This window comes from Nonomuraea terrae (assembly GCF_044465245.1).
Classification (GTDB): Bacteria; Actinomycetota; Actinomycetes; order Streptosporangiales; family Streptosporangiaceae; genus Nonomuraea; species Nonomuraea terrae.
This window is the reverse complement of the sequence record NZ_JBITLL010000003.1, coordinates 316,817-329,184: the sequence shown is the minus strand read 5'-3', so window position 1 is coordinate 329,184 and position 12,368 is coordinate 316,817. Positions and strand designations below refer to the sequence as shown.

Genomic DNA, 12,368 nt, shown 5'->3' with positions numbered 1-12,368 from the left:
CAATCGTCTAGAATCTCATTCTGTGTCGTCGTCAGCGTTCTTCACGCAGAAGGGGGACGAGTTCGTCCCCGCCCCCCACGCCCGGGGCCCCTGGTCCCCCGACATGCTGCACGGCCGCCTGCTCGGCGGGCTCGCCGCCCGTGTGCTGGAGGAACGTCACGGCGAGCCGGGCCTGCTCTTCGCCCGGCTGACCGTCGACCTGTTCCGCAACAGCCCGCTGCTGCCGGTCGCCGTCGAGACCACCCTGGTCAGGGACGGCCGCCGGATCCGGGTGGCCGACGCGGTGATCTCCACCTCCCAGGGGGCCATCGGCCGGGTCTCCGCCGTGCTGCTGCGCAAGGGTGAGCAGCCCGAGGGCGAGCGCACGGTCACCACGCCCCCGTGGGACGAGCAGCCCCCCTCCGGGCCGCCCGCCCCCGGCCGCGGCGGCTGGATCCCGCCGTTCGAGCTGTGGCAGCTGTCCGGCTGGAGCCTGCCGGGGCCCGGCCGGGTGTGGATGCGCGAGACGCACCCGCTGGTGGACGACGAGCCGCTCACCCCGCTCGTGCGCGCCGCGCTGGCCGCCGACTTCGCCAGCCCGCTGAGCAACTCCCAGCCCGACGGCCTGCGCTTCATCAACGCCGACTACACGCTCACGCTGGCCCGGCTGCCCGAGGGCGAGCTCGTCGGCCTGGAGGCCACCGGGCACGCGAGCGCGGACGGCGTCGCGACCGGCCAGGTCACGATGCACGACACGGCGGGGCCGATCGGCTTCTGCCTGGTCACGGCCGTCGCCAACCCTCCGATGCGCGGCACGCGCTGAGCGGTCAGGCCGGGCTCTCGGTGCGGTCGCCCGACCAGTCGGTGTGGAAGGCGCCCTCCTTGTCGACCCGCTGGTAGGTGTGCGCGCCGAAGAAGTCGCGCAACCCCTGCACCAGCGCGGCCGGCAGGCGGTCGCGGCGCAGCGCGTCGTAGTAGGCCAGGGCCGAGGAGAAGCCGGGCGTCGGCACGCCGGTCTGCACCGCCGTGGTCACCACCCGCCGCCACGACTCCTGCGCCGCCTCCAGCGCCGCGGCGAACGTCGGGTCGGCCAGCAGCGTCGGCAGCTGCGGGTTGGCGTCGTACGCCTCCCGGATGCGGTCGAGGAACTTGGCGCGGATGATGCAGCCGCCGCGCCAGATCGTGGCCATCGCCCCGAGGTCGAGGTCCCAGCCGTACTCCTTCGAGGCCGCCGCCATCTGGTCGAACCCCTGCGCGTACGCGACGATCTTGGACGCGTACAGGGCCTGGCGCACGTCCTCGATCAGCTCGCGCCCGCCCACGCCGGACAGCTTCGGCCCCGCCAGCGACGCCGCCGCGGCCCGCTGCTCCGGGTGGCCCGACAGCGCCCGCGCGAACGTGGCCTCGGCGATGCCCGTCACCGGCACGCCCAGGTCGAGGGCGCTCTGCACCGTCCAGCGGCCGGTGCCCTTCTGCTCGGCCTGGTCCACCACGACGTCCACGAACGGCTTGCCCGTCTCGGCGTCCACCTGGTCGAGCACCTCGGCGGTGATCTCGATCAGGTAGGAGTCGAGCTCGCCCCGGTTCCACTCCCTGAACACCTCGGCCAGCTCGGCCGGCGAGGCGCCCAGCGCCTGGCGCAGCAGGTCGTACGACTCCGCGATCAGCTGCATGTCGGAGTATTCGATGCCGTTGTGCACCATCTTCACGAAGTGGCCGGCGCCGTCGGGGCCGACGTGCACGCTGCAGGGCACGCCGTCGACCTGGGCCGCGATGTCCTGCAGGATCGGGCCGAGCGCCTCCCACGACTCCTTCGACCCGCCCGGCATGATGCTCGGACCGAGCAGCGCGCCCTCCTCGCCGCCGGAGATGCCGGTGCCGACGAAGTGCAGGCCCTTCTCGCGCAGCGCCGCCTCGCGCCGCCGAGTGTCCTGGAAGTGCGCGTTGCCGCCGTCGACGATCATGTCGCCCGGCTCCATCAGCTCGGCCAGCTGGTCGATGACCGCGTCGGTGCCGGCCCCGGCCTTCACCATGATGATCGCCCGTCGCGGGCGCTTCAGCGAGGCCACGAACCCGGCGAGGTCCTCGGACGGCACGAACGTGCCCTCCCCGCCGAACTCCTTGACCAGCTGCTGCGTACGGCCGTGCGAGCGGTTGTGCACCGCCACCGCGTACCCGTGCCTGGCCAGGTTGCGGGCCAGGTTGCGCCCCATGGTCGCGAGGCCGGTGACGCCGATATCTGCCAAGTCCATCTCAGCTCCTCTATGGGGAATACGGATGGTCCAGCTTCCGAGTTCGGAGGGATATTCCCGTCAGTCGCTCCGCCGTGCGCCGAGCTCCTCCAGCCGGTCCAGCATGTCCGCCGGATCGGCGTGCACCCGGAAGGCGCCCGCCCGTTCCAGTTCGGTCCCTGCCATACCCTCCCGGCAGCAGCCCGATGCCGAGCCCGCCACGCGGGGCGGCTCGTCGATCTGCCCGGGAGACGCCGTCGATCAGGGTGCCGCCGAGATGGAGAGGAACGCGGGGCGCCGGGGCCTCGGGGAAGTCCTCCACCCGTCCATGACACCATGGCAGGCATGCGGATCATCATCGCGGGGGGCCACGGGAAGATCGCGCTGCGGCTGGCCGCCCGGCTCAAGTCCGGTGCGGTGGGGCTGGTGCGCAACCCGGCCCACGTCGCCGACGTCGAGGCCACCGGCGCCGAGGCCGTGGTGTGCGACCTGGAGAAGGCGAGCGCCGAGGAGGTCGCCCGGATCGTCGAGGGCGCCGACGCCGTCGTGTTCGCCGCAGGAGCGGGGCCCGGCAGCGGCGCGCCGCGCAAGGACACCGTCGACCGCGGCGCCGCCGTGCTGCTCGCCGAGGCCGCCGAACGCACGGGCGCGCGCCGGTTCATCCAGATCTCCTCCATGGGCGCCGGCAAGCCGCCCGCCGGCGGCGACGAGGTGTGGGCCGCCTACATCAGGGCCAAGACGGAGGCCGAGGACGACCTGCGCCGCCGCGACCTCGCCTGGACGATCCTGCGCCCCGGCCGCCTGACCGACGAGCCCGGCACCGGCCTCGTGCGGCTGGCCCCCGAGGTGCCGCCCGGCTCCGTCCCGCGCGACGACGTGGCCGCCGTCATCATGGCGCTGCTCGACAACCCCGGCACCGTCCACCGCACGCTCGAACTCGTCTCCGGCGACACTCCCATCATCGAGCTCGTTGCGACAGAGTGAGAGGCGTGACTGAATATCGCGTACTCGGACGTACCGGTCTCCAAGTCAGCCCCCTCTGCCTCGGGGCGATGATGTTCGGCGGATGGGGGAACCCCGACCCCGACGAGTCCGCCCGCATCATCGACCGGGCACTCGACTCCGGCGTCAACTTCATCGACACCGCCGACGTCTACGCCCGCGGCCAGTCGGAGGAGTACGTCGGCCGCGCCCTCGCCAAGTCCGGCAAGCGTGACCAGGTCGTGCTGGCCACCAAGTGCCACGGCGTCATGGGCGAGGGCCCCAACGAACGCGGCAACTCCCGCCGCTGGATCTTCCAGGCCGTCGAGAACAGCCTGCGCCGCCTCGGCACCGACTGGATCGACCTCTACCAGATCCACCGTCCCGACCCGCACACCGACGTCGAGGAGACCCTCGGCGCCCTGACCGACCTCGTCCGCCAGGGCAAGGTCCGCTACCTCGGCAGCTCCACGTTCCCGGCGCACCAGGTCGTCGAGGCGCAGTGGGCCGCGCGGCGGCGCCCGCTGGAGCGGTTCGTGTGCGAGCAGCCGCCGTACTCCCTGCTCGTCCGCGGGATCGAGGCCGACGTGCTGCCCGTGGCCGAGAAATACGACATGGGCGTCATCGTCTGGAGCCCGCTGGCCGGCGGCTGGCTGACCGGCCGCTACCGCAAGGGCCAGGAGCTGCCGCGCACGCGCCGCGCAGAGCGGCTGCCGCAGCGCTACGACCTGGAGCTGGAGCCCAACCAGCGCAAGCTCGACGCCGTCGAGCAGCTCGCCCGGCTGGCCGAGGAGGCCGGGCTCACCCTGATCCAGCTGGCGATCGCGTTCACCCTGCGGCACCGCGCGGTGACCTCGGCGATCATCGGGCCGCGGACCATGGAACACCTGGAGAGCCAGCTCGGCGCCGACGAGGTGCGGCTGAGCGACGACGTGCTCGACCGCATCGACGAGATCGTCCCGCCGGGCGTCACGCTCAACCCGGCCGACGCCGGCTGGCAGCCGCCCGAGCTCGCCGACGCGAGGCTGCGCCGCCGCCCGTGACTTTGCCGGCCACTGGCTATGCCTTTCGGCACGGACGGCTAGATGTCCCCTGAGTGCGAGGGGGCGCCAGATGTCCGACATGCCGTTCAGGTCGTTCTTCGGGGGAGACCCGTTCCGTGGCTTCGAAGAGCTCACGGGGCGGGTCTTCGGCGGTATGGAGGGCTGGCCGCCGTCGCGGCCCAGCGTCCACCGCGTGGACGTGGGCCGGCTGCTGAGCGCCTCCGCCCGCGAGGTCCTGACCCGCGCGCTCGAAGGGGCCGCGCGCCGCGGGGCCGCCGACCTCGACGTGCTCGACCTGCTCGGCGCGCTGATCGAGGACGACGCCACGCAGGCGATCCTGCGCACGGCCGGCGCGGACGCCGCCCGGCTGCGCGACCGCGTCGACGCCACGGCCGGCCCCCGCGTCGCCGCCGAGCCGCCCTCGACGCTCTCACCGGCGGCCAAGCGCGCCCTGCTGGACGCCCAGCGGCTGTCCCGGGCCCTGCAGTCGTCGTACATCGGGCCCGAGCACCTGCTGCTCGCGCTCGCCGCCAACCCCGACTCCGGCGCCGCCCGCCTCCTGCAGGAGCAGGGCGTCTCCGCGAACGAGCTGCAGCGGGCCATGCTCGCCGGTCCGGCCCGCGGCGGCCCCGCCCCGCGCGACACCGGCACGCCGTCGCTCGACGAGTACGGCCGCGACCTCACCGAGGCGGCCCGGCAGGGCGCCATCGACCCCGTCGTCGGCCGCGCGGACGAGATCGAGCAGGCCATCGAGGTGCTCTCCCGCCGTACCAAGAACAACCCGTGCCTCATCGGCGAGCCCGGCGTCGGCAAGACCGCCATCGTGGAGGGGATCGCCCAGCGCATCGTGAACGGCGCCGTGCCCGACACCCTGAAGGACCGCCGCGTGGTCGCCCTCGACCTGACCGGCATGGTGGCCGGGACGAAGTACCGAGGCGAGTTCGAGGAGCGCGTCAAGAAGGTCGTGGACGAGGTGCGCGCCCACGCCGACGAGGTCATCGTCTTCATCGACGAGGCGCACACCCTCGTCGGCGCCGGCGCGGCCGAGGGCGGCATGGACGCCGCCAACATCCTCAAGCCCGCGCTCGCCCGCGGCGACCTGCACGTCGTCGCCGCCACGACCATCGACGAGTACCGCAAGCACATCGAGAAGGACGCCGCGCTCGAACGCCGCTTCCAGCCGGTCCTCGTCGCCGAGCCGACCGTCGAGGAGACGGTCGAGATCCTCGCCGGGCTGCGCGACGCCTACGAGGCGCACCACCAGGTCCGCATCACCGACGAGGCCTTGGACGCCGCCGCCACCCTGTCGGCCCGCTACATCACCGACCGCTTCCTGCCCGACAAGGCCATCGACCTCATGGACCAGGCCTCCGCGCGGGTGCGGCTGCGCTCGCGCACGCCCGGCGCCGACGTACGCGAGCTGGAGGAACGCCTGCAGGCGCTGCGCCGCGACAAGGACCAGGCGGTCGCCGCCGACGACTTCGACCGGGCCAAGGAGCTGACCACGCAGATCGGCAAGCTCCGGCCGGAGCTGGAGCGGGCCAGGCACGGCGACGAGTCCGTCCCGCAGGTCATGGTCGAGGACATCGCCGAGGTCGTCTCCCGCCGCACCGGCATCCCCGTCACCCAGCTCACCCAGCAGGAACGCGACCGGCTCATGCGCCTGGAGGAGCACCTGCACGAGCGGGTGATCGGCCAGGACGAGGCCGTCAACGCCATCGCCGAGGCCGTACGCCGGGCCAGGGCGGGCCTGTCGGACCCGGACCGGCCGATCGGCAGCTTCCTGTTCCTCGGCCCGACCGGCGTCGGCAAGACGGAGCTGGCCCGCGCCCTGGCCGCCGCCCTGTTCGGCGGCGAGGACCACATGGTGCGCGTCGACATGAGCGAGTTCCAGGAGCGGCACACCGTCTCCCGCCTCATCGGCGCCCCGCCCGGCTACGTCGGCTACGAGGAGGCCGGCCAGCTCACCGAGGCCGTACGCCGCCGCCCGCACGGGGTGGTCCTGCTGGACGAGGTCGAGAAGGCCCACCCCGACGTCATGAACATCCTGCTGCAGCTGCTCGACGACGGCCGCCTGACCGACGGCCAGGGCCGCACGGTCGACTTCGGCAACACCATCGTCATCATGACCAGCAACATCGGCGCCCAGCTCATCCTGGACGCCCCCGCCGACTCGCCCCAGCTGGAGAACCAGCTCATGGATCTCCTGCGGCACTCCGTCCGCCCGGAGCTCCTCAACCGCATCGACGAGACGATCATCTTCAAGCGCCTCGAACCCGGCCAGCTCCGCCAGATCGTGGACCTGCTGCTGGAACGCACCCGTCAGCGGCTGCGCGGCCAGGACGTGACGCTGGAGGTCACGGACGCCGCCAAGGACTGGCTGGCCCGCCGCGGCCACCAGCCCGAGTTCGGCGCCCGCCCGTTGCGCCGCACCGTACAACGCGAACTGGACAACCGCCTGTCGACGCTTCTCCTGACCGGGGAGGTCCAGGAAGGCGGCAAGGTCACCGTGGACGTCCAGAACGACACCCTCCACCTGCGCGCCCACAACCCCGAACCCGCCGCCTGACCGGTCGAGCGCGGCCGGTCGATGGATGGGCCTGGCCGGAGGTGGGGGTGTCGGGGAGGATGAGGACATGTTCTTCGAGCCGCCGCCGCCGGGCGAGCAGATGGCCGGCCCCCCGCCGCGGGCGCGGACGGGGTTGCCGGCGTGGTTCGCGCCGCCCGCCGACGAGATGGGCGTGGTCGTGCAGGCCGGCGTCGTGGCGGCGCGCAGCACGAACGTGGCCGTCGCCGTGCCCGCGGTGCGGGCGTACACGAGCGGCTGCTCGATCGACGTGGAGATCCTGGTACGGCAGGCTGAACTCTCGCCGGATGACGCCTGGGAGCTGCACATGTCGGTCTTCCCGATGGCGCACGTCATGTCGCGCGGCGGTGACCGGTTGCCGGACCGGCTGCTGCGCTTCGGCGTTCGCTACGCCGACGGCACCAAGGCCACCACCGTCGGCATGAGCTGGGATCTCCGTCCCGGGCAGGAGCCCCCACCGGGCCCGCGGCTGAGCTGGTTCCCCAGCGCGGTGGCGGTACGCGTGAACGACGAGGTCCACGTGCACGCGTCCGCGCTGTGGTTGTGGCCGCTGCCGCCCGAGGAGACCTTCGAGCTCGCCATGGAGTGGCCCCTCGGCGGCATCGACCTGACGTTCGCCCCGCTGGACGGTTCGGCCATCGTGGCCGCCGCCCGGCGGGTGGAGCCGTACTGGCCGGGCTAGTCACTCCCGGGCGGCGCGGGCGCGTTCGCGGCACTCCCGCAAGGTGAGCCCGGCCAGCGCCTCGCGTACGGCGGGCACGCACACCGGCGCCATCGACAGGCTTGTCACCCCCAGGCCCACCAGCAGCGGCGCGAGCGCCGGGTCGCCGGCCGCCTCGCCGCACACGCCCACCGGCTTGCCCGCCTCCGTGCCCGCCGCCGCGCACATGGCGATGAGCTCCAGCAGGGCGGGCTGGCGCGGGTCGAGCAGGTCGGCCAGGGCGGGGTGCTGGCGGTCGGCGGCGAAGGTGTACTGGGCCAGGTCGTTCGTGCCGATGCTGAGGAAGTCCACCTCCCGCAGCAACGCCCGCGCCCGCAGCGCCGCCGCCGGGACCTCGATCATCACGCCGACCTTGGCGATGCCCTTGGCGCGGGCGCTCCGCGCGAAAGCGGCCGCCTCCTCCACCGTGGTCACCATCGGCGGCATCACCCACGCCTGCGCGCCCGTCGCCCTCGCCGCCTCGGCGATCGCCTCCAGCTGGGTGTCCAGGACGCCGTCCAGCAGGCGCTCCACCCGCAGCCCCCGCACACCGAGCGCCGGGTTCGGCTCCTCCGGCAGGCCGAGGAACGGCAGCGGCTTGTCGGTGCCGGCGTCCAGCGTGCGCACGATGACGCTCTCCACCCGGCCCAGCACCTCGGCGTAGGCGGCCACCTGCTCCTCGAACGGCGGCGCCTGCTTGCGGTCGAGGAACAGGAACTCCGTGCGGAACAGGCCCACGCCCTCGCCGTCGGGAACGAGGTCCGCGGCCGAGCCGATGTTCAGCAGGAGCTTGACCGGGTGGCCGTCGGCGGTCCTGCCCGGGCCCTGGCTCGCGGCGAGGCGGGCGCGTTCGGCGCGGTCGCGGTCCCGGATCAGCTCGGCCTGCTCGCCGGTCAGGCCGACGGCGACCTCGCCGGTGGCGCCGTCCACGCCGACGAGCGTGCCGTCGGGGACGTCCCCGATGCCGCGGCACGCCACGACGGCGGGCAGGCCGCGGCCGCGGGCCAGGATCGCCGTGTGGCTCGTCGGGCCGCCGCGCTCCGTGACGAGCGCGAGCACGTCGGGGCCCAGGCCCGCCGTGTCGGCGGGCGACAGGTCCTCGGCCACCAGCACGTACGGGTGACCGGGCGCGGGCAGGCCCGGCATCGGCAGGCCGAGCGTGAACGCCACCGCCCGGTGCTTGAGGTCGTCCAGGTCGGCGGCCCGCTCGGCGAGGTAACCGCCGAGCGCCGACAGGGCGTCGCGGTGCTGGGCGAAGGCCGCGTCGAGGGCGTGGGCGGCGTCGAGACCGTCACGGGCCCGGGTCTCGGCGTCCTCGCGCAGCGTCGGGTCGTCGGCGATCATGGCGAGCGCCTCCAGGATCTCCGCCGCCTCGCCCTGCGCGGTCGCGGCCCGCCTCGTGAGGTCCGCGGCCACCGCCTCCAGCGCCGACCCGACGGCGGCCGTCTCGGCACCGGGGTCGGTGACGGGCCTGGGCGCGGGCAGCGCCGGCGGCCCCGCCATCCGGACCACCGGCCCGGCCGCCCGCCCCTGACTCACCCCGAGCCCGGCCAGGGTGTCAGGCATGGGCGGGGTCTTCCGCGTCGAGGTCGCGGGACAGCAGGGCGGCCAGGGTGTCGAGGGCCTCCTCGGCGCCCGGGCCGTCGGCCTCCAGGGTGACCTCCGTGCCGTGGACGGCGCCCAGCGACAGCACGCCCAGCATGCTCTTCGCCGGCACCGTCTTCTCGCCGGCCCGGATCGTCACCGGAACCTCCGCCTTCATCGCCGCCTGCACGAACAGCTTGGCGGGACGGGCGTGCAGGCCGCTGGCCGAGGCCACGGTCACCGTACGCTGTGCCATGTCGAGCGCCTCCTCTACGGCTCGATGGTTACCTTGATGGCCGCGCCCCGGCTGACCAGGTCGATGCCGTCGAGCACCTGCTCCAGCTCCAGCCGATGCGTGATCAGGTCGGACACCGTCACGGCGCCCTCGGCCACCAGCCGCAGCGCCTCGGCGTTGTGCGCCGGGCTGGAGCCGTTCGCGCCGACGATGGTCAGCTCACGGTAGTGCACGAGGTTGGAGTCGAGCGCGATGACCGGATCGTCCTTCGGCAGGCCGCCGAAGAAACTGACGCGCCCCTGCCGGGCCGCCATCCGCACCGCCTGCTCCTGCGCCGCGCCCGACGCCGCCGCCGTGATCACCACGTCGGCGCCCCGGCCGCCGGTGAGCTTGAGCACCTGCTCCACCGGGTCGGAGTCGATGACCGCGTCAGGGCGGACGAGCTCGGCGGCCATCGCCAGCCGCTCGGCGTTGACGTCCACCAGGAGGACGCGGGCCGCGCCGCGGGCCCGGGCCAGGCGGACGTGCAGGCAGCCGATCGGCCCCGCGCCCATGACGACCACGTCGTCCCCCGCGCCGACGCGGGCCAGCGACTGGCCGTTGAGCACGCACGCCAGCGGCTCGGCCACCGACGCCTCGGCGAAGCCGACGCCGTCCGGGATGGCGTTGACGCCGTTCACGGCCAGCACCTTCGCCGGGACGATCATGTACTCGGCGAAGCCGCCGTCGTAGTGGTAGCCCATCGACTCCTGGTTCGGGCAGATCGTCTGCCGGCCGCGCCGGCACTCCTCGCACCGCCCGCACGGGATCGCGGCGATCACCTGGACCCGCGCACCCGTGTCGACGACCTCGCCGGCGATCTCGTGGCCCATCACGCGCGGTGGCACGATGTGGTGGTGGCCGTGCTTGTGGATCTTGGCGTCGGTGCCGCACGTCGAGCAGTTGCGCACCCTGATCTTCAGCTCTCCCGGGCCCGCGACGGGCTCGGGGGCGTCCTCTATGCGGATGTCGCCCGGGGCGTGGAATCTGGCGACCTTCATGTGAGCTCCTTCATGATCTGCGAGACCTGGGTGGCCTCGCGCAGCGTCCTGGCGCGGTCGGGGTCGAGCAGGATCTCGGCCAGCTCCGCCAGCAGCGGAACGTGCCCGTCTCCCTTGGCCGCGATGCCGACGCACAGGGTGACCCGCTCGCCGTCCCAGTCAACGCCGCCGGGGAAGCGCACCACGCAGATCGCGTCGCGCTTGACGTCCTCCTTGGAGGCGGCGGTGCCGTGCGGGATGGCCACCTCCTCGCCGACGTAGGTCGAGATGGTCCGTTCGCGGTCGAGCATGGCCTCGACGTACGGCTCCGCGACCGCCCCGACCTCGACCAGCGCCCGGCCGCAGCGGCGGATGGCCGCGTCGCGGTCGGGGGCGCTCTCGTGCAGCAGCACGGCGCGCGGGTCGAGCAGGTCGTCACGCATCGACCGTGCCGCCGTTCTTGATGGCGTCGACGAGCTTGGTCACCGCCGGGTCGCCCAGGAAGATCTGGAACGCCACCAGCGGCTTGCCCGGGGCGGCGGCCCGCGCCCGGGCGGCCAGGCCGGAGTGGCACAGCACCACGTCGGCGTCGGCCGGGATGGAGTCGACCGGGGTGTGCTCGACGGTGACGCCGGTCCCCTTGAGCTGCTTCTTGAGCGTGGAGGCGAGCATCACGCTGCTGCCCATGCCCGCGTCGCAGGCCACGATGATCTTGTGGATGTCCTTGCTGTCGATGCCGGCCATGGCTCAGGCCTCCCTGGTGACGGGCGCGGTGGTGGATGCGGTGCCGGGCTCGGCGGTGTTCGGCTCGGCGGTGTCGGACTTGACGGACTTGGTGCTGTCTGGCTGGGCGGTGGCAGGCTCGACGGTGGCGGGCTCGACAGTGGCGGGTTCGGTGGTGTCGGGTTCGGTGGCCTCGGGCTCCGCCTTCTCGCCCCGGCCGAAGCCGAGCAGGACCGCGGCGACGATGAACGACACGCCCGTCGCCACGATGATGCCCAGGCCGGAGCCCAGCCAGCCGCCCCTCGGGGTGACCGCGAGGTAGGCGAAGATACTGCCCGGCGACGGGGTGGCCACCAGGCCGGCCCCCGTGACGATGAACGTGAACACCCCGGCCGCGCCGCCCGCGATGACGGCCAGGATGAGGCGGGGCTTCATGAGCACGTACGGGAAGTAGATCTCGTGGATGCCGCCGAAGAAGTGGATGATCATCGCGGCGGGCGTGCTCGGCCGCAGCGTGCGCGGCCCGAACAGCAGGTACGCCAGCAGCAGCCCGAGCCCCGGCCCGGGGTTCGACTCCAGCATGAACAGGATCGACTTGCCCTGCTCGGCGGCCTCGGCCACGCCCAGCGGGCTGAGCACGCCGTGGTTGATGGCGTTGTTCAGGAACAGCACCTTGGCGGGCTCGATGAGCACGGACGCCACCGGCAGCAGGTTGTTGTGGACCAGCCATTCGACCGCGTTGCCCGCGGCGGTGGTGACGGTCTCGACGACCGGGCCGATGGCGAGCATGCCGGCCACGGCCATCGCGCCGCCCACGATGCCGGCGGAGAAGTTGTCCACCAGCATCTCGAAGCCGGCCTTGGTCCGCGCCTCGGTGAACTTGTCCACATATTTCAGGATCAGGGCGGTGAGCGGGCCGATGATCATGGCGCCGAGGAACATGGGCGCGTCCGTGCCCACCACGACGCCCATCACCGCGACGGCGCCGACGACCGCTCCCCGCTGCCCGTGGACCATCCGGCCGCCGGTGTAGGCGATGAGGACGGGCAGCAGCGTCTTGATGATCGGGTCGACCATCTGCGCCAGCGTCTCGTTGGGCAGCCAGCCGGTCGGGATGAAGAGCGCGGTGATCAGGCCCCAGGCGATGAACGCGCCGATGTTCGGCATGATCATGCCGGCCAGATGGCCGCCGATGCGCTGGATGGTGGCCTTGACCCCGGTTCCGGTGACCGGGGGTGTGTAGGTGTCGGCCATGGACGTGCTCCTTCGGGGATGAGCAGAAATCA

Annotated in this window: 12 protein-coding genes; 5 read left to right on the top strand and 7 right to left on the bottom strand. The window is 73.1% G+C overall.

The annotated features are described in order from the left end of the window. Window positions 1-22: 22 nt before the first annotated feature. Entirely contained in the window at window positions 23-802 is a 780-nt protein-coding gene (locus ACIBP6_RS14030) for an acyl-CoA thioesterase domain-containing protein (RefSeq protein ID WP_397052063.1), read from the top strand. A gap of 4 nt (window positions 803-806) precedes the next feature. On the opposite strand, the gene gndA is transcribed toward ACIBP6_RS14030, so the two are convergent. After that, window positions 807-2,231, bottom strand: a complete 1,425-nt coding sequence (gene gndA / locus ACIBP6_RS14025) for an NADP-dependent phosphogluconate dehydrogenase (RefSeq protein WP_397052061.1) — start codon at window positions 2,229-2,231, stop codon at window positions 807-809. Window positions 2,232-2,555: 324 nt separating this feature from the next. On the opposite strand from gndA, the gene ACIBP6_RS14020 reads away from it, so the two are divergent. From ACIBP6_RS14020 to ACIBP6_RS14005, 4 genes are all read left to right on the top strand, one after another. Continuing rightward, window positions 2,556-3,194: an NAD(P)H-binding protein gene (locus ACIBP6_RS14020; protein ID WP_397052059.1), complete on the top strand. Its 639-nt coding sequence runs from the start codon at window positions 2,556-2,558 to the stop codon at window positions 3,192-3,194. A gap of 5 nt (window positions 3,195-3,199) precedes the next feature. Beyond that, window positions 3,200-4,234 carry an aldo/keto reductase gene (locus ACIBP6_RS14015; RefSeq protein ID WP_397052057.1) on the top strand — a complete coding sequence of 345 codons (1,035 nt, stop codon included), beginning with the start codon at window positions 3,200-3,202 and terminating at the stop codon, window positions 4,232-4,234. A gap of 70 nt (window positions 4,235-4,304) precedes the next feature. Further along, window positions 4,305-6,803: an ATP-dependent Clp protease ATP-binding subunit gene (locus ACIBP6_RS14010; RefSeq protein WP_397052055.1), complete on the top strand. Its 2,499-nt coding sequence runs from the start codon at window positions 4,305-4,307 to the stop codon at window positions 6,801-6,803. Window positions 6,804-6,870: 67 nt separating this feature from the next. After that, window positions 6,871-7,503: a hypothetical protein gene (locus ACIBP6_RS14005; RefSeq protein ID WP_397052053.1), complete on the top strand. Its 633-nt coding sequence runs from the start codon at window positions 6,871-6,873 to the stop codon at window positions 7,501-7,503. Here the strand turns inward: ACIBP6_RS14005 and ptsP are convergent, their stop codons facing one another. From ptsP to mtlA, 6 genes are read right to left on the bottom strand one after another with little or no spacing between them, the layout of a single operon-like run. Further along, window positions 7,504-9,087 carry a phosphoenolpyruvate--protein phosphotransferase gene (ptsP, locus tag ACIBP6_RS14000; protein WP_397052051.1) on the bottom strand — a complete coding sequence of 528 codons (1,584 nt, stop codon included), beginning with the start codon at window positions 9,085-9,087 and terminating at the stop codon, window positions 7,504-7,506. It lies immediately after the preceding gene. Continuing rightward, window positions 9,080-9,361 carry an HPr family phosphocarrier protein gene (locus ACIBP6_RS13995; protein WP_132616798.1) on the bottom strand — a complete coding sequence of 94 codons (282 nt, stop codon included), beginning with the start codon at window positions 9,359-9,361 and terminating at the stop codon, window positions 9,080-9,082. The genes ptsP and ACIBP6_RS13995 overlap by 8 nt, the downstream gene beginning before the upstream one ends. 14 nt (window positions 9,362-9,375) lie before the next feature. Further along, complete coding sequence (locus ACIBP6_RS13990; RefSeq protein WP_397052049.1) at window positions 9,376-10,380, bottom strand: zinc-binding dehydrogenase; 1,005 nt, start codon at window positions 10,378-10,380, stop codon at window positions 9,376-9,378. Beyond that, window positions 10,377-10,802 carry a PTS sugar transporter subunit IIA gene (locus ACIBP6_RS13985; protein ID WP_132616802.1) on the bottom strand — a complete coding sequence of 142 codons (426 nt, stop codon included), beginning with the start codon at window positions 10,800-10,802 and terminating at the stop codon, window positions 10,377-10,379. Before ACIBP6_RS13985 ends, ACIBP6_RS13990 begins: the two co-directional genes overlap by 4 nt. Then, window positions 10,795-11,103, bottom strand: coding sequence for a PTS sugar transporter subunit IIB (locus tag ACIBP6_RS13980; protein WP_223190434.1), 309 nt, complete (start codon window positions 11,101-11,103; stop codon window positions 10,795-10,797). The genes ACIBP6_RS13985 and ACIBP6_RS13980 overlap by 8 nt, the downstream gene beginning before the upstream one ends. 3 nt (window positions 11,104-11,106) lie before the next feature. Next, complete coding sequence (gene mtlA / locus ACIBP6_RS13975; RefSeq protein ID WP_397052046.1) at window positions 11,107-12,336, bottom strand: mannitol-specific PTS transporter subunit IIC; 1,230 nt, start codon at window positions 12,334-12,336, stop codon at window positions 11,107-11,109. Window positions 12,337-12,368 lie beyond the last annotated feature (32 nt).

What these genes read in the sequence shown, in the direction of transcription:
- ACIBP6_RS13985 (WP_132616802.1), bottom strand. Translation starts at nt 10,802, where the DNA reads ATGCGTGACGACCTGCTCGACCCGCGCGCCGTGCTGCTGCACGAGAGC.
- gndA (WP_397052061.1), bottom strand. Translation starts at nt 2,231, where the DNA reads ATGGACTTGGCAGATATCGGCGTCACCGGCCTCGCGACCATGGGGCGC.
- ACIBP6_RS13980 (WP_223190434.1), bottom strand. Translation starts at nt 11,103, where the DNA reads ATGGCCGGCATCGACAGCAAGGACATCCACAAGATCATCGTGGCCTGC.
- ptsP (WP_397052051.1), bottom strand. Translation starts at nt 9,087, where the DNA reads ATGCCTGACACCCTGGCCGGGCTCGGGGTGAGTCAGGGGCGGGCGGCC.
- ACIBP6_RS14020 (WP_397052059.1), top strand. Translation starts at nt 2,556, where the DNA reads ATGCGGATCATCATCGCGGGGGGCCACGGGAAGATCGCGCTGCGGCTG.
- ACIBP6_RS13995 (WP_132616798.1), bottom strand. Translation starts at nt 9,361, where the DNA reads ATGGCACAGCGTACGGTGACCGTGGCCTCGGCCAGCGGCCTGCACGCC.
- mtlA (WP_397052046.1), bottom strand. Translation starts at nt 12,336, where the DNA reads ATGGCCGACACCTACACACCCCCGGTCACCGGAACCGGGGTCAAGGCC.
- ACIBP6_RS14010 (WP_397052055.1), top strand. Translation starts at nt 4,305, where the DNA reads ATGTCCGACATGCCGTTCAGGTCGTTCTTCGGGGGAGACCCGTTCCGT.
- ACIBP6_RS14005 (WP_397052053.1), top strand. Translation starts at nt 6,871, where the DNA reads ATGTTCTTCGAGCCGCCGCCGCCGGGCGAGCAGATGGCCGGCCCCCCG.
- ACIBP6_RS13990 (WP_397052049.1), bottom strand. Translation starts at nt 10,380, where the DNA reads ATGAAGGTCGCCAGATTCCACGCCCCGGGCGACATCCGCATAGAGGAC.